Source organism: Streptococcus sp. BS35b, assembly GCF_000286475.1.
GTDB lineage: Bacteria > Bacillota > Bacilli > Lactobacillales > Streptococcaceae > Streptococcus > Streptococcus oralis_W.
In genome coordinates, this window is record NZ_ALKH01000011.1 from 122,092 (window position 1) to 143,515 (window position 21,424).

Genomic DNA, 21,424 nt, shown 5'->3' on the forward strand with positions numbered 1-21,424 from the left:
ATCACTTGCCTACTTCTACTCTCTTAAAAATTTCACTAGCAATAAACCGAGCTCCTTGAGGGGTAGGATGCACCCCGTCCTCACCAGTCAGTGATTTGGCTCCAACTTTGATAGCTTCTTCATTGATCAACCCATCTAAAGGAACAAATTCTAAATGGAACTCCTGAGCAAGTTTTCGAATCGCCTGAATTTTTTTATCTAAATCCACTCTCCAGGTTTCTCGATCACTTGGCTCAGGCAGAACAAAAGGCTCCATTAATAGGATACGATGAATTCCCGCTTTCTGTAACTGTGTTAGTAATTTTCTATACTCCGCTGTAAATCGTTTTTCTTCTTTTTCACTTCCGAAAGATTGTTGTCCTACTTGATGCCAAACATCATTAATCCCGATAAGTAGAAAAACAACATCGGGTCTCAACTCTAAACAATCACGAATGCGATTATTTAGGTCATGAATATGATTGCCTCCAATTCCACGATTAAAGTAATAAAAATCTGATTCAGGGAATCTCTCAGTCAACATCTGACTAAGAGCTGCAACATAACCATTACCTAGGCTTGTTTCATCTTCTCTATTTCGACCCCATTCAGTGATACTATCCCCAAAGAAGACAAGTCGATCATTCTTTTTTAGCTTCATTGCTCGCCCCCTGTGATTGAAAATGAGCTACAGCACCTAAAAGATTGGCATCATTGAAATATTGACATCTTTCTAATTGAAATTTCAGTTCTGTCGCATTATTATTTTTCAACAATTTACTGACACGTCTGTCAATTTCTCCTAACAATTCCTCCTGTTTGGATAAACCACCACCAAGAACAACGAGCTCAGGATCTAGAACTACTAAAACATTGTAGATTCCAAGGGCAAGACTATCGTATAAATCCGAAACTGCATTTTGAGCAGCAATGACCCCTTGGTCCGCCAATGAAAATAAATCCTTACCTGAGAAAGATGTAGAAATAGACTGAGATTCTGCATACCGTTTCGCACTCTGAACTGGACTAGCCAACACGCTCAAGGTCTCGTTACCTCTCAGTTGCATGCGACCAAATTCACCACCAAAAAGACTATTACCCTTGTGCAATTTACGGTTTAAAACAAGAGCTCCACCTATTCCTGAACCTATGATGAAGAAAACAACGTCCCTCACAGATTTTGCGACACCAAATTCAACTTCTGCAAGAGCAGCACAATTCGCATCGTTCTCGATTGATACAGGTAAGCCTAATGTTTCTTCTAGTTCTTTCACAATTTCAAAACGATGAATATAAGGAATAGCACTGCTACCATAAATAATACCAGCTTCTGAGTCCACTGACCCCGGTGAACTAAATGCAACTCCCTCTAATGATTCATCTGAAAATTGATTGCGAACCGTAAGCAGGGCTTTTTTCATTTCTTCCCAAGTTGCAGGAGTTGGAAAAGAATTTGTTTGCTCTAATACTCCGTCCCGGAACAGTCCGTATTTAACAGCTGTTCCTCCTATATCAAATGCTAGTAAGGCCATAATTTCTCCTTTAGTAGTGTGTGACCATCATCTCAACCGAGAACTGATCATATCGATGGACACTGATGGAGTACTCAAATTGAACACCCGTGTTTAAATACCCGATCTGTTCAGCAATCCCAACTGGGTCTCCGTACTCCAAAGCCAATTCATCTGCTTCAAAGTCTGTTGCTTTTCGTACAGAAATCGTTCGATGCCCACTCTGAATTCTCAATCCCAATTTTTCTTCGATATATTCATAGATAGAACCTTCAACATCGGTTTTCGTCAGCCCTAAAATAACATCTATAGGCATATAAGTTTTTTCAATGACTGTTGGATTGCCATCAACTAAACGAACCCTGTAAATCTCATAGACTGGACTCCCTTCAGTCAGATTGAGCTTACGGCTGACCAATTGAGAAGCCTGTACAACTGAGAAGGACAAAACCTTACTAGTAACCTTCTTATCAGGGTTAAAGGCTGTTGTTCCACGCATCTGGTTATCAACAATCAAGCGCTCCCTATCCTCAACCGACAACGATTTTACAAAAGTTCCTGCTCCACGACGTTTGATAATCAGCCCTTCTCCAACCAAGATATCCAAGGCTTTCTTTACAGTTAATTTACTTGCTGCAAATTCGTCTCCCATTTCCTTCTCGGAGGGAAGCTTTTGGTCTGATACATAATCACCTTCGATGATTCGCTTGCGAATACTATTTGCTATGATTTTATATTTTTCCATTTTATATCCATTCTAACTCTCCGAGAAGAGATGTATTAATCTTGAGCCTTGAGATAGAAAATCCTTGAATGGAAATCTCCTGGCATTTCGCGAGACCAAAATTCTTGTTCACGTCCGATGTAATTTTGATTGAGTATCAATCCGATATTCTCCAAATCTACACCAGATCTCACTTGGTCAATGTATTTTTCTTTAATATGGTAGCGAGTATGACTATCTAGTCCGGACAGTTTTAAACGCTTATAGTTTGGATTAGGCTCTGCCAAAATTTGATAATGTGCTACCAAAGCTTCCTTTTTATCTTTGCTAACAACCATCCAAGCAACTCGATTCTTATCATATGTCTCCAAACGGTAGAAATCTCCTTGATGAATGAGTTCTTGATATTTCTTATAATCCTTGATTTGTGTCTTGATTTCATCCTTCTCAGATTGAGTCAATCGAGTAGGATCCAACTCATATCCAAAAGTTCCAAAGAACGCAACTGCTTTTCTCATTTCAAGAGAAGTTATTCTTGCTACCTGATGATTTGGAACTGCAGAAACATGGCTTCCCATGCTAGAAATTGGATAGACCATCGATAGCCCACTTTGAATGGATAAACGCTCGACCGCATCCGTATCATCACTGGCCCAAATTTGAGGACTATAATAAAGCATTCCTGCATCAAAACGAGCGCCTCCACCAGCACAGGATTCAATCAGAATCTCCGGATACTCCCTCACTAGACGTTCATAAAGTGAATAGACCCCGAGAATATAGCGATGAAGAACCTCTCCTTGCTGATTGCTAGGTAAGGCTTGGGAGAAGGCTTCTGAAATGTAGCGATTCATATCCAATTTCAAATAGTCTATCTGAACATTGGATAAGATTTTCTTCATCTGTTGAAAAATTTCTTCTACAACATCTGGATTTCCAAAATCCAAAATATACTGATTTCGACCATGGGAAATATTTTTTGCAGGATTTCCAATCACCCATTCTGGATGTTCTTTATAAATGGAAGTATCCTTCGAAATCATTTCTGGTTCAAACCATAGACCAAACAAAAGTCCTTCTTGATGAACTTTTTCAGAGAAAGCTTTTAGTCCTGATGGGAATTTGTCTAGGTTTTCTTTCCAATTTCCCAATGACCCTGAATCACTATTTCGATTTCCAAACCAGCCATCATCCAATACAAATAGATCCACACCCAAATCTTTTGACACTTTCACGATTTCTAGTAGTTTTTCTTCTGTGAAATCAAAATAAGTTGCTTCCCAGTTATTGATCAGAACAGGTCGTTTCCAATTTTTCCACGGACTACGAATCAAGTGGTTCATATAGAAACGATGGAAGGTTTGGCTCATTTGATTAAATCCTTGGTTGCTGAATACCATAACAGCTTCTGGACAAACGAATTCCTGACCAGATTTCAAGAGCCAATTAAATTGGAAGGGATTCATTCCCAACTGAACACGCAAGATATCAAAATTATCTCTCTCGATTTGAGCTAGAAAGTTTCCACTATAAATCAAGTTAAAACCATAGACATTTCCCTGATACTCTGTCGTAGTCTTTTGACACAAAGCCAAAAATGGATTGTGCATATGACTACTAGCACCACGTGTACTTGAAACCTGTTGTAGTCCGATATGGATTGATTCTCTGCTTAATTGTGCCTCTCGAGCCCAAGCACCATTAAGGTGCAACCAGTCATAATCTTCATTTGGTAAGTCTAGATTCAAACTCATCAAACGATGAATGGAAATGGGTCTAACACCAGTATTTTCTAATCTTGCCTGTCTTGTCAAAACGGCTTCATCAAGATAGAGTGAATAGGTTAGATAGAGGTAAAGATCTGAATAGCGGTCCTTCAACTTAACCTCTAGTTGCTCTACTTGATTACTGTCACCAAAGGTGCCTGGCAAGGTTCCTTCGACTGATTTTCCATTTATTATCCGATAGGAATGATATTGAAATTGACTGATTCGATCACCAGATTCATATTCAATTTCAATCGCAGGATAACGAAAGTCTGTAGTGCCAAAGCTCGGAACTTCTTGTTTGATATGTTCCAGGGAGGTCAATTGACTCCCTTCAACCAAATTATTGGATGGGCGAATCTCCCGTTCAATTAGAAAACGATAATCCTCTTGATGCGGAATCCGCTCTCCAAAGTATAGCTGCTCTAACACCCCAGTATCTTCCATCACTCGGAAAATATAGCTTATGTGTTCATTCTGTAAATGAAATAGTTTTTGATTGTCATCGACAAAAATCATGTCGCACTCCTCTTTTCGAGTTTTTGATAAAATTGGATTGTCTTGAAATACAATCCCGGAAGTATCATCCAGCCAATAATATTTTGAGTTAAAGAGTACCAGAATAAAAGTAGCAAACAGAGAAGAAGACCTAGAGCAAAGATCCAATTACGACGGAACCAAGTTAAGGTTCGTTCTCCATTATTCTCTTCAAATTGGCTATAAATGCTTCCTATGATAAAGCAGATAGCCCAAAATATTGTCGATCCGAGAAAAAGAATTCGGGACACATCTCCCATCCTCTGGATAAACAATAACCAAGAAGCAAGACTGAGAGTCCAACTGGTTGATAGGAGGAAAGAGAAAAATCGATCTGAGCCTGAAGCCGGTACTTTTTGTTTGAGAACCTTTAATAAAGAATGTTCTGTTGATGAAGTAGACTCTACATACGAAAAGGTTAATTTCATTGCAGGGATCCAAGCATAGACAAATCCCCTTTTAAAGAGCGTCATCCAAAATACTAACGATGCCTGGGCAACCAACAAACAAGTATCTGCAAACAGCTTGAGCTTCGATTTTTTCTCTGTCATCTAATTCACTCCTTCTGATTATTTGACTGCACCAGATACTCCATTGTAGATGTATTTTTGAAGTGTCAAGAAGACAATCAAAATAGGTAAAATTACAATCACAACACCTGCCAAAATAACTGGCCAGTTTGTCCCATAAGGCCCTTTAAAGGCAAAGAGGGCTGTTGAAATAACTTTCAAATTTCTATCTGGCATATAAAGGAAGGGACTATAAAAGTCATTATAGACACCAACCCCTGAAATGATGAGCATAGTTACAATAGGAGCCTTCAAGTTTGGCAAAATGATACGCCAGAAGATCCCAAAATAGCCTGCACCGTCAAGAAAGGCTGATTCATCTAAGGAAACTGGAATTTCATCTAGATACTGCAAGAAAACATATACCGAGATAACATCTGTCCCTAAGTTTAGCAAGATGACAGACCAAATCTTATTAAATAAACCAAGAGAGTTGATGATTTGGAATGTTGCCACCTGGCTTGTAATTCCTGGAATTAGCATAGCTAATACAAAAAGGGTTAGGATTGGCTTTTTCAAACGAAAATCAAATCGACTCATCGCATAGGCGAACATAGAAGCCAAGGTTAACTTCCCTAACATACTCACTACAAAAATGATGAGAGTATTTTTAAACCCAAGTAGCATTTGACCATTAATAAAGGCTGTTTTATAATTTGAAAAATCAAGCGACTTAGGTAATTCCAATACTCCACTAGTCAAAAATTCTTGACTTGATTTGAAAGAGCCAATGAATACCACCAAGATAGGTAATAAAGCAACGATTGCCCCAGCTATTAAGACAAGGTATTGAAAACATTTTCCTACCGTGATTTTTTTGCTTTTCATGCTTTCCGTTTCCTTTCTTGTGTAGCATATTTTTGGACCAATGAAACAACAATCACAATCACAAGTAAGATGATTGCCATTGCAGAGGCTAAACCAACTTTATTGTATTTAAAGGCTGTATCAATTGTTTGGATAACAAATGTGGTTGTACCATTTGAACCACCCGTCATGATATAAGGAATATCAAAGACGCTAAGGGAACCACTAACTCCCAAAATAATATTTAAAAAGATGATGTTTCGGATACTTGGCATAATGATGTATCGGAACTGATTCCATCTATTAGCACCGTCAATCTCAGCTGCCTCATATACCTCAGGGTTGATAGACTGGATCGCTCCTAGGAAGACTAGAAAGTTAAACCCAGTATAGCGCCAAACAGATGTAAAGGCAAGGGAAATATTATTAATCGAGCGGTCTCCCAGCCATAAATGAATCTGATCTCCAAGACCGATTGCTTTCAAGACTGTATCAAGTGTTCCATCCCCTTTAAAGAAGTATAGAAAAATGAAACCAATGGCAACTCCATTCAGCAAATAAGGGAAGAATAAGATCCCTTTCCAAAAATTGGCAAATTTCACTTTGAATGAAAGGATGGTCGCAAATAGCAATGCTAGAGCCAACTGTAAGAAGGTCGCTAGGAAATAATAGAGACTTGTTTTAAAAACTGTAAAGTAGTTTGGATTTGTCAATACAGTTTTGTAGTTTTCAAGACCTACAAATTTGGGATTTGTACTATAGCCATTCCAGTCTTGTAAACTATACTGAAACATTTTTAATAAAGGGTAGTAAGAAAAAGTTAAAATTAGTAAAACTGGAATAATAGTGAAGCAAAAAATCACAAGATTCTTTTCGAAATTCTTCCCAAATGATTTTCTCACCATACGGATCCTCCTTCAATAGATAAGGGAGCGGAATGCTCAGTATCATCCTTTAGTTTCCACTCCCATATTTGATTAGTTTGTTGCTATTTTTGAAATTGCGTCAGACCAACGTTGGTTGAAATCTTTCATGATATCTTCAAAGCTTTCTTTTGAATTACCAAGCGCAGCATCAATAATACGTTGTTTTTCTTTATCAGTTGTACCGATACCAAGTTGAGATTCGTTATTCAAGTCACTAAAGAGTGATTCTTTTCCTTTTGGTGCTTGATTTTCTTCTACAATTTGGACGCCTGCTTTTTGACTAGACTTAAGTGAATCTGGATATTCTGCACCTTTAAGTGTAGGAATTCCACCATTATCTTTTGCATAGTCTGATTCATTGACCAACCAATCAAGCAACTTGCGAGCAGCTTCTTTATGTTTGCTGTGAACATTAATACCGTAGTTATAGTCACCAGCTACAGTCATGTATTGTTTACCATCTGCCGCTGTAGTTGGAAATGCTTGAAATTGAATATTTTTAGCATTATCAGGGTTTGCTTGTTGAACTTGTGGAACAGCCCAGCTTCCCAAAACCATTACAGCGATTTTACCATTTGCAAGATCCACTTTAGATTGTTCCCAATCTGATGTTGTTGGATCTGCTTCGACTAATTTATCTTTGGTTACTGTATAAAGCAAGTTGTAGATGGTATTTAATGGTTTTCCAGAGTCGAATGGAGATTTGTCTGATGTCATTTTGAAACTGTAGTCCATGTCACCTGCAACGCCCGCCTTAACAAAGTCCCAATTTGACAAGGTCCAACCTGCCGCATAGTTTGTATAGAGAGGTGTCACTTCTGGATTCTTTTCTTTGATTGTTTTCAAAGCTTTCACAAAATCGTCTGGAGTTTTAGGAAACTCTTTGATCCCTGCATCTTCAAAAACTTTCATATTGACAACCATACCAGTCGCATTTAACTGGCTTGGGATACCATAGCTAACACCTTCGTAAGAACGATCATTCAATGAAAGGTATCTTTCTGATAGTTCTGATTTTTGCCCTAGAGGTTCAAAGAAATTCGCATAGTCTTGAGCCTTAATATCACCAGGAATCATTAACAAGTCACCGTAATCATCACTGTTCATACGAGTTTTAACTTGTCCAGCATAATCAGTAATAGTTTGAATTTCCACTTTAATGTCTGGATTCTTTTCATTGAATTTTTTGATGTATTCATCCCATTTACCGCTTGTTTCCCAGTCTGTTCGATGGTTGATAAAGGTGATAGTTTCCTTTCCATCTTTCGCCTCTTGAGATCCTCCGTTTGAGCATCCTACCAAGATCATTGAAGCCAGAGTCACCACGCCAATACCTATCAAACTTTTTTTCATCAGATTTTCCTCCGTTGTTGTGTGTTTTTGTTTTAAAGATATCTTTTAATAAGATTATAGCACAATATTTTTCAAAAGTATATACTTTTCTTAAAAAAGTATATACTTTTTTAAAAACTAGATAGGCACTTGTTTTCTTTTTATAGCAGAGAAATGAATAGAACGAGCTGAATAACAAAAAAGACCAGAATATCTGGCCTTTCAGCTTTCTTCATATACATTACAACAACCAATAATAAATAAGCAGTAAGAGAAGCACCAATATAACTGGTTTCAAAGATTGACACAACAGGACAAACTTGAGTTAGCATTACTTGTCTCATCTTCTTTCAAAAAGCATTCTAATCTACTAAACGATTAATGATGGATCATGTAACTTTCGATTCTCATCCTTATATATTAAAATTTCTCAATGACTGCTTCCAAATTTTGAAACACCTCTTATTGAAACGACGTTTACGAATATCTTACCACACTTTATTTCTGGTGTATTATACAAGATACAGTTGAGTCTAGTATTAATAGGAATGATTCATTCCCTTCCTCTTTAATCTATGTTAAATCAAAGCCGTAATAGCCGTTACCAGTCCAAAAACGATACCCGGTGCATTAGCAGCCGCAAGGGGGATATCTCTTTCTTTCTTGAAAAGACCGTAGTAAACCCAAAGACTACAGTTGATGGCTGCGACTAAGGGTTGGATGAAGTTGCCTTTTTGACCAGCCAGGTTGTTCATGATTTGTGGGAAGTAAGAGACATACATCATAACAGACATAAAGGTCGCTACCCAACCCAAAATTTTCATTTGTTTTTCAGACATTTTCAAAACCTCTTTCATTTTTATGAATCATATTTTATAATCTTTTTTCAAAACAATCAAGACTTTGAAACTTTTGTTATGAAGATTTAAACTATCACAATCTTGTGATAAGAAAGGGGAAACAGAAAAAGACCGGATTGCTCCGATCTTTTAATAATTCACATTCTCAATTTCTGTTTTAAAAATAGCTAAGGTTAACGTCAAATGATTAAGCGCTCTACTTCATACGATAAAAATCAATCACTAGACCAGCAGGACCTTTAACTAGTAGCGATTCCGTTCCCCAATCAGTTACAGCCGGACCGTGTAAAATCTCGACACCAAGCTCTTTCAATCGTTGGTAGTTCTGATCTACATTCTCAACCTCGATATGAAGAATGATTCCTGACTGAAAGTTTTCCAATGGAACCAGATGATTTTCTGACAACATAAGACAATGACTGCCAATCGTGAACTGAGCAAAACTGTCATCAACATAATCGGACTTTTTATCCAAAATACGCTCCAAGTCAGCACAGACTTGAGGAACATCTGAAACGATGATATCTAATTGATTTAAATTCATTTACTATCCTCCAGAAAAAGACCGGATTGCTCCGATCTTTTCAAGTTCGACTCTTGAAAATCAAAGAATAAAATCTTCAATGTTTACATTTGATTTTCGACGAGAAGAATTATTTGATTGCGCGTGATTGCAAACCTTCTTCTTCCAAGAAGAGGCGGAATGGTACGAGTTCTTCTGCTTCGTATTTTTCCTTGAAGGCTTTGATGGCTTCTTCTGAGTGAAGTTTTGGATCGAGTTCAAGCACTTCTACTGGAAGTGGACGGTGTTGCGTGATGCGGGCATCAATGACAACAGTTTTACCTTCTTTATTGAGTTTCACAGCTTCTGCAACAACTGCGTCGATGTCTTCGATACGATCAACTGTAAATCCAACAGCTCCTTGAGCTTCAGCGATTTTCGCATAGTCAGCATTAGGGAAGTCACAACCAAACAAGTGTTTGTTTGTGTCCTCGTATTTGTCCTTGATGAAGGCATATTTACCATTTGAGAAGACAACGTTGATAACTGGAAGGTCGTATTGAACGTTTGTGATAACGTCTGGGTAGCACATGTTGAATGCACCGTCACCCATGATGTTCCATACTTGGCGATCTGGATTGTCTTTCTTAGCAGCGATACCACCAGGAAGGGCAATACCCATTGTCGCAAAGAGTGGAGATGTACGCCACATGTTCTTAGGTGTCATGTGAAGGTGACGAGTAGATGTTTGAGTAGTGTCACCTACGTCGATTGAGTAGATAGCGTCTTGGTCAGCATGTTTGTTGATTGCATTGTAAACTTGATATAATTGCAATTCACCCTCAGTTTTACCTTCGAGTTTATTCATGTAATCACGCCAGTTTTGGTTGTTCTTAACGTTTGCACGCCACCATGGAGTAGATTCTACTGGGTTTACTTTATCAAGGATTGCTTTCGCTGCTTGACCTGCGTCACCAAGGATTGAAGCGTCAAGGGCATGACGTTTACCAAGTTTGTAAGGGTCGATATCGACTTGGATGAATTTTTCAGTGTTCTTGAAGGCTTCGTAAACTTCAGCAAATGGGAAGTTTGAACCAAGGAAAAGAACTGTGTCTGCTTCAAAGACCACTTCGTTGGCTGGTTTCCAACCAACACGGTAAGCAGAACCTGTCAAACCTTCATAGTTCCATTCAAAGGCTTCAAAGTTTTTACCAGTTGTGATGATTGGTGCTTTGATTTTACGTGACAATTCAGTAATCACTTCACCAGCTTTAACACCACCGTAACCAGCGTAGATAACTGGGCGTTCAGCATTGTTCAAGATTTCAACTGCTTTGTCGATTTCAACTTCGTTCAAAGCAGGAGCGATGAATGAACGTTCGTACGAACCTGAACCGTAGTATGAGTTTTCGTCGATTTCTTGGAAACCGAAGTTTACTGGGATTTCAACAACAGCTGGACCTTTTTTAGAAACTGCAGCGCGACAAGCTTCGTCGATTACTTTTGGCAATTGCTCAGCGTAAGCGACACGTTTGTTGTATACAGCAATACCGTTGTACATTGGGTTTTGGTTCAATTCTTGGAAGGCATCCATGTTGAGTTCGTTAACTGGACGTGATCCAAGGATAGCAAGGAATGGAGTGTTATCCATAGCTGCATCGTAAACACCGTTAATCAAGTGAGTCGCACCTGGACCACCTGAACCAACTGCAACCCCGATTGAGCCACCGAATTTAGCTTGCATGACCGCTGCAAGAGCACCTGTTTCTTCGTGGCGAACTTGCAAGAAGCGGATATCTTTGTCTTCAGCCAAAGCGTCCATCAATGAGCTGAGTGTTCCTGATGGGATACCGTAGATTGTGTCTACGCCCCATGTTTTCAATACGTTGAGCATTGCTGTAGATGCAGTAATTTTCCCTTGAGTCATAATGATAACTCTCCTTCAAATATTTTTAAAACTTGATAAATCCGTTTTCATATACTAATTGGAAACGTTTCAGCAAATTTTTACTCTACTACTTTACCACATTTGTTTTGGGTCTCCTAAGAATGTGCTCAGAAGTTTTTATTCTCTATTACAGTACAGTTTGAAAACGTTTTATATAACTGTTTTATAATAAAAAGCGAGCAAGCTCGCTTTTAGTCTATTTTACTAAAGTTTAGCATGAGTGAACTGGTTAAAACAGATACAGAACTAAAGGCCATGGCTAGACCAGCCAGTTCTGGATTGAGAACGAGACCAATTCCTGAAAAGACTCCTGCTGCAATCGGAATTCCGATAACATTGTAGATAAAGGCCCAGAAGAGGTTGAGAAGAATTCGATTGAAGGTTTTCTTGCTCATATCAAAGGCACGAACAACTCCTGTCAAATCATTGTGAGTAAGAACAATCCCTGCCGACTCAATGGCAATATCGGTTCCTGCACCCATGGCAATCCCCACATCCGCTACACTGAGGGCTGGCGCATCATTGATACCATCTCCGATAAAGGCTACTTTACCAGCCTGTTCTAGTTGATGGATTTCATGGGCTTTCTCTTCTGGCAAGACACCCGCAATAACCTCCTCAATGCCGATCTGGTCTGCAATAGCACGCGCCACGCCATCATTATCTCCTGTCAGCATAACTGTTCGGAGACCACGTTTTTTCAGCTGACTGATGGCGAGCTTGGCATTTTCCTTGGGAATATCTTGCAAGGCAAGCAAGCCTTTGATTTCATTGTCAACAGCCAAGTACACAACTGTTTTAGCTTCTTTTTCAAGTTCTTCAAGTTTTTCCTGATAAGCACTAGAAATATCCATTCCATCTAGCATTTTGGCATTTCCAAGCAAGACTTGTTTCCCATTGATTTGCCCTGAAACACCTTTTCCGTGCATAGCTTGGAAATTTTCTACAGTATGAAGCTCAAGTTCTGCTTCACTCGCTCGCTTGACAATAGCTTGAGCCAATGGGTGTTGAGAGGCTTCTTCTAAAGAGGCAGCTAAGCCAAGTACTTCTGCCTCGTCGCCAATGATATCAGTGACTACTGGTTTTCCTTCCGTCAAAGTTCCTGTCTTATCAAAGACGAGAGTTTTGACTTTCTGGATTTCCTGTAAGACGGTTCCATTCTTGAGGAGAACGCCCATTTTGGCACTACGACCAGTCCCCACCATGAGGGCTGTTGGTGTTGCAAGTCCCAAGGCACAAGGACAGGCGATAATCAACACTGCTACCCCATAAAGTAGAGAGGCCACAAAGCTAGCCCCAAGCAAGACAAACCAAATCCAAAAAGTTAAAATCGCTAAAATGACAACTGCTGGGACAAAAATCCCTGAAATCTTATCTGTCAAATCCTGAATCGGTGCGCGGCTAGTTTGGGCTTTCTTCACAAAGTCCACAATCTGTGCCAAGACAGTCTCTGAACCAACTTTTTCTGCTTTAAAAACCAGTGTTCCACTATTATTGATGGTGGAGCCAATGACGGTATCTCCAACTGTTTTGTCTACCGGCAGACTCTCACCTGTTACCATGGATTCGTCAATACTGGACATACCTTCCACTACAACACCATCAACCGCAATCTTTTCACCAGGACGCACTCGAATCAGATCACCTACCTTGACTTGCTCCAAGGGGACTTGAACATAGAGGTCATCACGCAAGACTTCTGCTGTTTTAGCTTGCAAGTCCAGTAGTTTCTCTACAGCTTGGGAAGTATTTTTCCGCATTTTTTCCTCAAAAACGGCTCCCAAAAGAACGAAGAAGAGGATAAATCCAGCACTTTCAAAGTAAACAGGGAGACCAGCAAAGAGAGCAACTAGGCTATAGAGATAGGCTACTAGAGTTCCAAGTGCCACCAAGGTATCCATATTTGCATTGTGCTTTTTAAAGCTGGCCCAAGCGCTCTGAATATAAGGACCACCTGCTACCAGCATAATAGGCGTTGTGGCTAAAAAGGTGCCCCAATGCATGACTGGATGACTAATCGTCCCTGTCAACATCCCAATCATGAGAATCACAAGAGGCACAGTAAAGATACTAGTAATCCAAAAACGTTGCAAGAGGGATAGAGATTTTCGAGTCTTCTCAACTACGGTATAGCTTCCCTTTTGCATCTTCATACCACATGAGAATTCATGCTCACCCAACTCTTGAGGTATAAAACGAATTGTCTTCTCTTCATCTACGCCGATTGGTTCCAAGATGCCTTCTTCTTCAAACAGAATTTCCTTATAACAGTTTGAAGGAGTTGTACGATGAAAGGTAATTTCAGCGGGAATTCCTTTTTGAAGCTGGATATGGGCTGGATGGTAGCCTTTGTCTGCCGTGATACGGATTTTTTGAACACCATTTTCAAGACTTGCTTTTACAATTTCAGTCATATCATTCTCCTATTCTACAATCATCTTACCGTGCATCATATTCATGCCACAAGAGAAACCATACTCTCCAGCCTGTTCAGGTGTGATTTCCACTACATACTCTTCACCCATAGGCAAGTCCGCATGCACTCCAAAATCTGGGAAAACAATCTGATCTAGGCAGGGTGAAGGGTCCTTGCGGTCAAAGACAATACGGGCTGGAACTGATTTCTTAAGAATAATCAACTCAGGCGTATAGCCTCCCATGACTTCCACTCGAATCTCTTGGTAGCCCTTTTTTTGCTGGGCCTTTTGTCCAGATTTTTCAGGCTTTTTGAAAAACCAAAATAAGATAAACGCGATAAGGGCAATACAAATAATGGTTACAATGCTATTTAACATGACGTCTCCTTTACATACAATTACATTTTACTTCAGCAACTGCGCTAGCTTTTTTCTCAGAAATCACAGCTTCCAAGTCTGCCAAATCAGCCTGAGTGAAATCACATTCCGCAATCAAGTCAGCCACCAACTGCTTCATCCTACGAGAACAAACCTTGTCCTTGATATCTCGGACAAGCAGGTCTCGGCTTTGATCCAGAGTTAAAAGGGCTGAATAGACAAAGGACTTGCCCTCTTTTTTCCTAGTCAGGCACTCTTTCTCTACTAAGCGAGCTAAAAGAGTCTGAACTGTAGACTTGGACCAGTCAAACCGCTCCGCCAGAACCCTGATCAAATCCGTGCTGGTCTGTTCTCCCTGCATCCAAACAATCTTCATAACCTGCCATTCTGCATCTGAAATCTGCATTAGCACACCTCCAAAATCTACATTTGTCAATTACAATTATCAGTATACCTCCAAAATCTACATTTGTCAATTATAAAATTACATATTTCTTAAAAAAGTACTTTAACCATTTGATGAGAGATTTGCAGTCAAATTTTACTATATAAACTATAAAAATATGCTATACTGTAGAAAAAAGAAAACAACCACTAGGGGTGCGTAAAGCTGAGATTAACGACTGTTAGATCCCTTTGACTCAATCTAGGTAATGCTGACTGATGGAAGTGGAAATGATAATGAGGACTACTTGTCTTCTATTGCTTTCCTGAAACAGACTAGCTTGTTCTTAAGAATACAAACTTCAGTTGGTTGGGAGGTTTTAGATGACTTATTTACCCGTTGCTCTAACCATTGCAGGAACTGACCCTAGTGGCGGTGCTGGCATTATGGCTGACTTAAAGTCGTTCCAAGCGAGAGATGTCTATGGAATGGCCGTTGTGACCAGTCTTGTCGCTCAAAATACCAGAGGTGTTCAGCTAATCGAGCACGTCTCCACCCAAATGCTGGAAGCTCAACTGGAGAGCGTCTTTTCGGATATCAAGCCTCAGGCTGTAAAAACTGGGATGTTGGCAACTACTGAAATCATGGAAATCATCCAACCCTATCTTAAAAAGCTGGACTGTCCCTATGTGCTTGATCCTGTTATGGTCGCTACGAGTGGGGACACCCTGATTGATTCCAGTGCCAGAGACTACCTAAAAACAAATCTGCTTCCCCTTGCAACCATTATCACTCCGAATCTTCCTGAGGCAGAAGAGATTGTTGGTTTTTCGATTCATGATCCAGAAGACATGCAGCGTGCTGGTCGCCTGATTATAAAAGAATTTGGTCCTCAGTCCGTTGTTATCAAAGGTGGCCATCTGGAAGGTGGTGCCAAAGATTTCCTCTTTACCAAGGATGAACAATTTGTCTGGGAAAGTCCACGAATTCAAACCTGTCACACCCATGGTACCGGATGTACCTTTGCAGCTGTGATTACGGCTGAACTAGCCAAGGGCAGAAGTCTTTATCAGGCAGTTGATAAGGCCAAGGCCTTTATCACAAAAGCCATCCAAGACGCTCCTCAACTCGGTCATGGTTCTGGCCCAGTCAACCATACAAGCTTTAAAGATTAAGAAAAAAACTCTCTAGTTCCCGCAATAAGGAAATTAGAGAGTTTTTGATTAGGAAATCATGTTATCCAGCTTTGTTAAAAAGGCTTGCGCTTTTGCTTCAATATCTTCTGCCTGCATCAGATCACGTACTACAGCTACTCCAGCTATACCCGTGTCGATAAGTTGGTCAATATTCTCTGACGTCAAGCCTCCGATAGCAACTACTGGAATGGCGACCGTTTGGCAAATTGTTTTCAAGGTTGAAATCAGGGTGATGGGAGCATTCTCCTTGGTCGTAGTCGGGAAAATGGCTCCTGTTCCCAAGTAATCTGCACCTCCTTCTTCTGCTTCGAGGGCTCTTTTAACCGTTTTAGCAGTGACACCGAGGATTTTTTTAGAACCCAAGACTTGGCGGGCAACCGAAACTGGTAGTTCATCGTCGCCGATATGCAGACCTGCAGCATCGACTGCAAGACAGATATCCAACCGATCATCGATTATCAAGGGTATCTGATAGGCATCTGTTATTTCCTTGACTTGTTTTGCCAGATGATAGTATTGATTGGTGGTGAGATTTTTTTCTCGCAGTTGGATGATGGTAACACCTGAACGGCAGGCCGTCTCGATTTTTTCAAGAAAGCTTTCCAAGGAATCTTGGTAGCGATTGGTTACTAGATACAGTCTAAGTGCTTCTCTATTCATAAAAGTCTCCTTTGATGGCTTCTAGCCAGTTTTCATCTCTTTTTAGGAGAGAGAGTTGATTGAGAACTTGGTAACGAAAATCTTCCAATCCCATTCCTTGAACAAGTATTCTCTCAGCAGCGATATTGAGATAAGAAACTGCTAGGCAAGAAGCTTCAAATGCAGTCTTTCCTTGGCTGAGAAAAACGGCAGTCAAGGCTCCAACCAGGTCTCCTGTCCCTGTTATCCAGTCTAATTCGTCACAGCCATTTCCCAATATTGCAACCTGATTCTCCGAAACGATGAGATCCTTGGGGCCAGTGACTAGGAACGACATACCAGGATAGGTCTGACACCAGTCTTTCAAAACTTGAAGCAAATCCTCAGTTTCTTGGTCTTTAGCACTAGCATCTACTCCAACTCCGTGGTGTTTTAAGCCAACAAGACTTCGGATTTCTGACATATTTCCTTTAAGGACCGTGGGCTTGTATTCTAAAAGATCTGCGACTAGATCCTTACGAATGGGTGACGCCGCTACGCCAACCGCATCTACTACCATTGGGAGACAAGCTTGAGCTGCATAAGTAGCTGTCATGCGGATTGCTTTCTCCTTCTCAGCTGACAAATGCCCCAAATTGATGAAGAGAGCCTGACTTTGCTTAGTAAAATCAAGAACCTCACGAGGGTCATCTGCCATGACAGGTTTAGATCCCAAAGCCAAAATGCCATTAGCCAGCATCTCACAGGAAATCTCATTGGTGATGCAGTGAATCAAGGAGCTGGAGGTTAGAGGAAAGGGATTTGTAAATTCCTGCATCAGTCTATCCTTTCGCCAAAGAAATATCCTTGCACTTTTTTAAAGAATTCCTGCTTGATTAAAAATCGAAAGGCGAGAAAAGCTATGGCTGTACCGATCAAGGTCGCTCCGAAAAATCTCGGAGTGTAGATAAACCAGCTAAGCTTGGCCGCAGATCCCGTAAAGAGAACCATGACAGGATAGGAAACAATGGAACCGATAATCCCTGTTCCCAAAATCTCTCCTAGGGCAGAATAATGAAATTTTCGACCGTACTTATAAAAGAGACCTGCAAGGAGGGCTCCAAAAGTAGCCCCAGTGAGGGCCAAGGGCGGAATACCTTGAGTAGACATACGGATAAAGGCTGTAACTGTTGCCATGACCAAGGCATAAACAGGCCCCATCAAGATTCCTGCAAGAATGTTGACTACACTAGACATTGGTGCCATTCCCTCGATTCGGAAGATGGGTGTAAGAACTACGTCAAGGGCAATCATCATGGATAAAATGGTTAATTTGTGAACTTGTAGTTGGTGGTTTCTCATTTTCTATTTCTTCTCTTTTTCTAAGGACTGCAAATCACTCGTCCATGTTTGGTGTTGGTAAGCCATCTCCCAAAACTTGGCTTCCATGTGGACACTTCTGTGGAAGGCCTCTAGCATTTTTTGTTTGTCTGTCTCGTCGCTTTCTCGATAGAGTTGATTGACCAGGGCTTCTTCCTCTTTAATCTGCTGTTCTAACTCATCGGTGATATAGGTTTCAATCCACTGTTGATAAAGAGGATTCGGGGATGGTTTGCGATTAAGTGCCTTACCCAAATCATGGTATAACCAAGGACATGGGAGCAAACTAGCAAAAGCAATGCCCAAGTTTGGCTCTGCAAACTGTCGATAAATATGAGAAATGTAATGATAACAGGTTGGAGCGATTGGGTGTTGCTCCATTTCCTGGTCGCTGATTCCCAATTCCTTGAAAAATTGTTGGCGGATAAACAATTCACCCTCCACTAGACTCTGAGCATTTTGTTTCAAGAGTCTTTTCATCTCTTGATTCGAAGTCTTATCAGCCAAGAGGTGATAGGCTTCTGAAAAAGACTTCAGATAGTAAGCATCCTGAATTAGGTAATAGCGGAAAATAGAAGGTTCTAACGTTCCCTCTTGTAACTGTAAAACAAAGGGATGGTTAAAGGAAGCCTGCCAAGCTTCCCTGGATAATTCCATCGCAATATCTGTAAATTCCATAATAACTCCTTTATAGAAATAAACTGGTTTGAAGCAATAAAAAGAAAAGTAGGTAGATCAATTTTGTCCTTTGAGAAATATAAAAAGTTCGATAGCGATTCTCCAACTGTGCATGTTCGTCATATCCGTGCGCAGATAGAGCTCTCAGGTAAAGATGGCGCCACCTAAAGACTGTCATCAGAACCTTACTGTAAATCAGGGGAGACCAAACATGCAATTTTTGACCACGCAATAAGCAAGCTTCCTTGAGGGATTTGATTTCTTGCTGAATGAGGGGAAAGGAATTGAATACCACAATCAAGGCACAGGCCCAAGACCGTGATAGCCCCTTTTGAGCCAAGTACAAGAAAAGCTCTTTTAAGGAAATACTGGAAACAAAGACAAGACCGATACAAACCGTCACAAAGGCCCTCGTTCCAAGTATCACTGCCTGCGAAGCATCCCCATGTAACTGAATTGCCCAGTAATTAGCCAAAGATGGTAAAATGGCGAGCACAATCATCCAAGCCAACATTTTAAATCGACGATAATAGAGCATAAAGAGGATGCAAAATGCGACTACCGAAAGATTCAGAGCAATCGAAGGAATGAAGGATGTTTCCAAGGATAGAATTAGAAAGAAGATGCTGATAACTGGTGTCTTGGTTGCTACTTTGATCATACTACCTCACCTCCCCTAGAGTATCATTGTTCAGAGATGGGAGAGGTTTGCTGATGATCACGTCTTGGAGATGACTGAGCCCCTCACTAGTCATCTCAATCCAATAATCGACCACAGAAATCAAGGGATCTAAACGATGGCTAATGATCAGAAAACTTCTTCCTTGATTTCTCTCCTCCACAATCCACTGACAAAAATAATGGCAAGCTCTATCATCCAAACCTGCAAATGGTTCATCTAGCAAGATCACAGAAGCCTTGCTGGTCAAGATGGTCAATAGCTGAAGAATCTTTTGCTGACCACCACTTAATTGATAGGGACTCTTATCAAGCGCCTGCTCCAGATTAAAATATCGTAAAGCTTGGAATACCCGCTGATTTCTTTCAGAGTCTGGACTATCTAATTGCAGTTCCTCTCGCAGACTGACTCGGATAAATTGCTTCTCAGCTTCCTGAACAACACCCGTCAGATCACGGTACAAACTCTTTTTCTTTTTCAGGATTTTCCCCTTCCAAGTAATGCGCCCTTTATACTTCTGAAATTGAAGAATAGAGCGAAATAGGGTTGATTTCCCGACACCATTATCACCCAAGATACAGGAAATTCCTTGGTAGAATGTAAAATCCGCAATGGAAAAGAGGGGACGCTTATCCAGCTCACAAGTCGTTCTATCCATATGGAACAATTCCGGGCTAGAAGCAACATTCTTTGAAGAAACCTGTGTCATCTCAGAGCAAGGGATTTGAAACACCTCCCTTAACTGGCCGTCTCTTAGCTCCACCATATGGTCGATATAGGCTCCATAGTCTGATAAATCATGGTCGCACAGGATGACTGCCTTCCCTTTAGAGGCTAACTCTTTTAGAATCTCCAATATCTCGATTCTGCTCTTGCGATCAATGGAAGCGAAGGGCTCATCCAAGAGATAGACCCTAGGATTCATAGCAAAGAGAACAGCCAGCGCAGCCTTTTGCTTTTCCCCACCTGATAGGTGATGAATGGGACGGTTCAAGATTGCCTTACAGCGACATTCCCGGACCACCTCTGCTATTTTAGCATCAATCTCTTGAAGGGGATGGCCGATATTCTCCAAGGTAAAAATCAGCTCCTCAAACAAGTTCTCCATGGTGAATTGATGATTGGGATTTTGAAAGAGAATACCAACCGTCTGGACACGTTCGACGATAGAAAGCTGACTGACCGGGCTCCCATCTATCAGGACTTGACCACTATAAGGTAAGGAAGTGACTTGAGCAATGATTTGAAAGAGGCTGGATTTTCCTGAACCACTACTCCCAACTAACAAGGTAAAAGCTTGCGCATGAAAAGTAAAATCAATCGGTTCCGAAAAGATTGGAGACTGAATCCCTCTTAATTCCAGGCCCATCTATGCCTTTCCTCCAGCCGCAAACTGATGATAGAGTTTGACAATGGCACGAACCAAGATGGCACAGAAGAAAAAGACGGAAATAAACCGCACCACAAGCAAGGAAAGGACAAAAGGAAGGGAGAAGGCGTAATAACCTAACTTAATGTATTCATAGATAAAGCTAACAAGCGTAATCCCAATACTATTGGCAGTTAGAGAGAGCCAACTTTCATAGCGATTCTTGGTTACGATAAAACCAAGTTCACTTCCCAAACCTTGAACCAAGCCAGACAAAAGAGCGCCTAGACCGAATTGGCTACCATAAAGAACTTCAGCAAGTGCAGCTAACACTTCTCCAATCGTCGCACTTCCCACTCTTGGAACAAAGATAGCAGCAATAGGCGCAGCCATACACCAGAGACCAAAGAGGATTTCATTAGCAAAGGCCTGCAAACCAAGAGGGGCTAAAATCAGAGTGAGGATATCAAACAGATAGCCAGATCCCACAAAAACGCCACCAAAAAAGATAGACAAGAAAGCAAGTAAGATAACATCTTTTAATTGCCATTTTTTCAACATAAAAAACTCCTTTTTTAAAGAAAAGTGGGGCATTCAAGAAGAGCTACCAAAAGGCTTGCCGTCAAGCCTATCCTCTTTTGATAAACAAAAAAACTCCAATTACAAACGAGAATTAGAGTTTACCTTACAAGATTAGACAGTTCTTTTCGACATACGAAAAAAACCTTTTCACATTTCCCTTCGCCAGTATTAACTGTATCAGGTTCAATGGGTATCATCTCAGCCTAAAGCACCCCAAATGTCTTTATTATTTTATTACTGGACCAGTATAACAGAAACTGAAAGCCCTAGCAAGATATTTG

The 21,424-nt window shown here is 40.5% G+C and carries 22 protein-coding genes and 1 riboswitch; of the genes, 1 reads left to right on the forward strand and 21 read right to left on the reverse strand.

All coding sequences use genetic code 11. From position 1 onward, the window contains the following. Window position 1: 1 nt before the first annotated feature. From HMPREF1149_RS09105 to HMPREF1149_RS09165, 14 genes are all read right to left on the reverse strand, one after another. A complete protein-coding gene (locus tag HMPREF1149_RS09105) occupies window positions 2–640 on the reverse strand; it encodes an SGNH/GDSL hydrolase family protein (protein ID WP_000768558.1) in 639 nt (212 codons plus the stop codon). Then, on the reverse strand, window positions 621–1,511 hold the full coding sequence (locus tag HMPREF1149_RS09110) for an ROK family protein (RefSeq protein ID WP_001185645.1): 891 nt from the start codon (window positions 1,509–1,511) through the stop codon (window positions 621–623). Before HMPREF1149_RS09110 ends, HMPREF1149_RS09105 begins: the two co-directional genes overlap by 20 nt. A gap of 10 nt (window positions 1,512–1,521) precedes the next feature. After that, window positions 1,522–2,235 carry a GntR family transcriptional regulator gene (locus HMPREF1149_RS09115; RefSeq protein ID WP_000417399.1) on the reverse strand — a complete coding sequence of 238 codons (714 nt, stop codon included), beginning with the start codon at window positions 2,233–2,235 and terminating at the stop codon, window positions 1,522–1,524. Between the two features lie 35 nt (window positions 2,236–2,270). Further along, window positions 2,271–4,499 carry an alpha-galactosidase gene (locus HMPREF1149_RS09120; protein ID WP_000578340.1) on the reverse strand — a complete coding sequence of 743 codons (2,229 nt, stop codon included), beginning with the start codon at window positions 4,497–4,499 and terminating at the stop codon, window positions 2,271–2,273. Next, window positions 4,496–5,068 carry a hypothetical protein gene (locus HMPREF1149_RS0102175; protein WP_000136769.1) on the reverse strand — a complete coding sequence of 191 codons (573 nt, stop codon included), beginning with the start codon at window positions 5,066–5,068 and terminating at the stop codon, window positions 4,496–4,498. The genes HMPREF1149_RS09120 and HMPREF1149_RS0102175 overlap by 4 nt, the downstream gene beginning before the upstream one ends. Window positions 5,069–5,086: 18 nt before the next feature. Continuing rightward, window positions 5,087–5,914, reverse strand: a complete 828-nt coding sequence (locus tag HMPREF1149_RS09125; RefSeq protein WP_000837192.1) for a carbohydrate ABC transporter permease — start codon at window positions 5,912–5,914, stop codon at window positions 5,087–5,089. Then, a complete protein-coding gene (locus HMPREF1149_RS09130; RefSeq protein WP_000251847.1) occupies window positions 5,911–6,798 on the reverse strand; it encodes a carbohydrate ABC transporter permease in 888 nt (295 codons plus the stop codon). Before HMPREF1149_RS09130 ends, HMPREF1149_RS09125 begins: the two co-directional genes overlap by 4 nt. 72 nt (window positions 6,799–6,870) lie before the next feature. Continuing rightward, on the reverse strand, window positions 6,871–8,172 hold the full coding sequence (locus tag HMPREF1149_RS09135; RefSeq protein WP_000749072.1) for an ABC transporter substrate-binding protein: 1,302 nt from the start codon (window positions 8,170–8,172) through the stop codon (window positions 6,871–6,873). A 557-nt stretch (window positions 8,173–8,729) separates the two neighbouring features. After that, window positions 8,730–8,990: a SemiSWEET family transporter gene (locus HMPREF1149_RS09140; protein WP_001291473.1), complete on the reverse strand. Its 261-nt coding sequence runs from the start codon at window positions 8,988–8,990 to the stop codon at window positions 8,730–8,732. 217 nt (window positions 8,991–9,207) lie between these two features. After that, window positions 9,208–9,555, reverse strand: a complete 348-nt coding sequence (locus tag HMPREF1149_RS09145; RefSeq protein ID WP_001052639.1) for a VOC family protein — start codon at window positions 9,553–9,555, stop codon at window positions 9,208–9,210. A gap of 109 nt (window positions 9,556–9,664) precedes the next feature. Beyond that, window positions 9,665–11,440: a pyruvate oxidase gene (spxB, locus tag HMPREF1149_RS09150; RefSeq protein ID WP_000191831.1), complete on the reverse strand. Its 1,776-nt coding sequence runs from the start codon at window positions 11,438–11,440 to the stop codon at window positions 9,665–9,667. A 212-nt stretch (window positions 11,441–11,652) separates the two neighbouring features. After that, window positions 11,653–13,875 (reverse strand): heavy metal translocating P-type ATPase, encoded by a 2,223-nt coding sequence (locus HMPREF1149_RS09155; RefSeq protein ID WP_000136331.1) that lies wholly within the window; start codon window positions 13,873–13,875, stop codon window positions 11,653–11,655. Window positions 13,876–13,884: 9 nt separating this feature from the next. Continuing rightward, the gene (locus tag HMPREF1149_RS09160) at window positions 13,885–14,256 is read right to left on the reverse strand and encodes a cupredoxin domain-containing protein (RefSeq protein WP_000935055.1); all 372 of its coding nucleotides are present in this window, start codon (window positions 14,254–14,256) and stop codon (window positions 13,885–13,887) included. A 10-nt stretch (window positions 14,257–14,266) separates the two neighbouring features. Then, window positions 14,267–14,662, reverse strand: a complete 396-nt coding sequence (locus HMPREF1149_RS09165; RefSeq protein ID WP_001167225.1) for a CopY/TcrY family copper transport repressor — start codon at window positions 14,660–14,662, stop codon at window positions 14,267–14,269. Window positions 14,663–15,024: 362 nt separating this feature from the next. Between HMPREF1149_RS09165 and thiD the strand changes: the two genes are divergently transcribed. Next, the gene (gene thiD / locus HMPREF1149_RS09170) at window positions 15,025–15,816 is read left to right on the forward strand and encodes a bifunctional hydroxymethylpyrimidine kinase/phosphomethylpyrimidine kinase (protein WP_000221755.1); all 792 of its coding nucleotides are present in this window, start codon (window positions 15,025–15,027) and stop codon (window positions 15,814–15,816) included. 48 nt (window positions 15,817–15,864) lie between these two features. On the opposite strand, the gene thiE is transcribed toward thiD, so the two are convergent. Genes thiE through HMPREF1149_RS09205 form a run of 7 tightly spaced genes read right to left on the reverse strand, consistent with a single transcriptional unit; the run spans window position 15,865 to window position 21,122 of the window. Further along, a complete protein-coding gene (thiE, locus tag HMPREF1149_RS09175) occupies window positions 15,865–16,497 on the reverse strand; it encodes a thiamine phosphate synthase (protein ID WP_001078207.1) in 633 nt (210 codons plus the stop codon). Continuing rightward, on the reverse strand, window positions 16,490–17,293 hold the full coding sequence (locus HMPREF1149_RS09180) for a hydroxyethylthiazole kinase (protein ID WP_001155205.1): 804 nt from the start codon (window positions 17,291–17,293) through the stop codon (window positions 16,490–16,492). Before HMPREF1149_RS09180 ends, thiE begins: the two co-directional genes overlap by 8 nt. Then, complete coding sequence (thiW, locus tag HMPREF1149_RS09185; RefSeq protein WP_001244055.1) at window positions 17,293–17,817, reverse strand: energy coupling factor transporter S component ThiW; 525 nt, start codon at window positions 17,815–17,817, stop codon at window positions 17,293–17,295. The genes HMPREF1149_RS09180 and thiW overlap by 1 nt, the downstream gene beginning before the upstream one ends. A gap of 3 nt (window positions 17,818–17,820) precedes the next feature. Then, on the reverse strand, window positions 17,821–18,513 hold the full coding sequence (tenA, locus tag HMPREF1149_RS09190) for a thiaminase II (protein ID WP_000397223.1): 693 nt from the start codon (window positions 18,511–18,513) through the stop codon (window positions 17,821–17,823). 10 nt (window positions 18,514–18,523) lie between these two features. Then, on the reverse strand, window positions 18,524–19,174 hold the full coding sequence (locus tag HMPREF1149_RS09195) for an energy-coupling factor transporter transmembrane component T (RefSeq protein WP_000598423.1): 651 nt from the start codon (window positions 19,172–19,174) through the stop codon (window positions 18,524–18,526). 1 nt (window position 19,175) lies between these two features. Then, window positions 19,176–20,561, reverse strand: a complete 1,386-nt coding sequence (locus HMPREF1149_RS09200) for an ATP-binding cassette domain-containing protein (protein ID WP_000522139.1) — start codon at window positions 20,559–20,561, stop codon at window positions 19,176–19,178. Further along, window positions 20,562–21,122 carry an ECF transporter S component gene (locus tag HMPREF1149_RS09205; RefSeq protein WP_000915273.1) on the reverse strand — a complete coding sequence of 187 codons (561 nt, stop codon included), beginning with the start codon at window positions 21,120–21,122 and terminating at the stop codon, window positions 20,562–20,564. Between the two features lie 158 nt (window positions 21,123–21,280). Next, window positions 21,281–21,369, reverse strand: a riboswitch (TPP riboswitch). Between the last annotated feature and the right edge of the window lie 55 nt (window positions 21,370–21,424).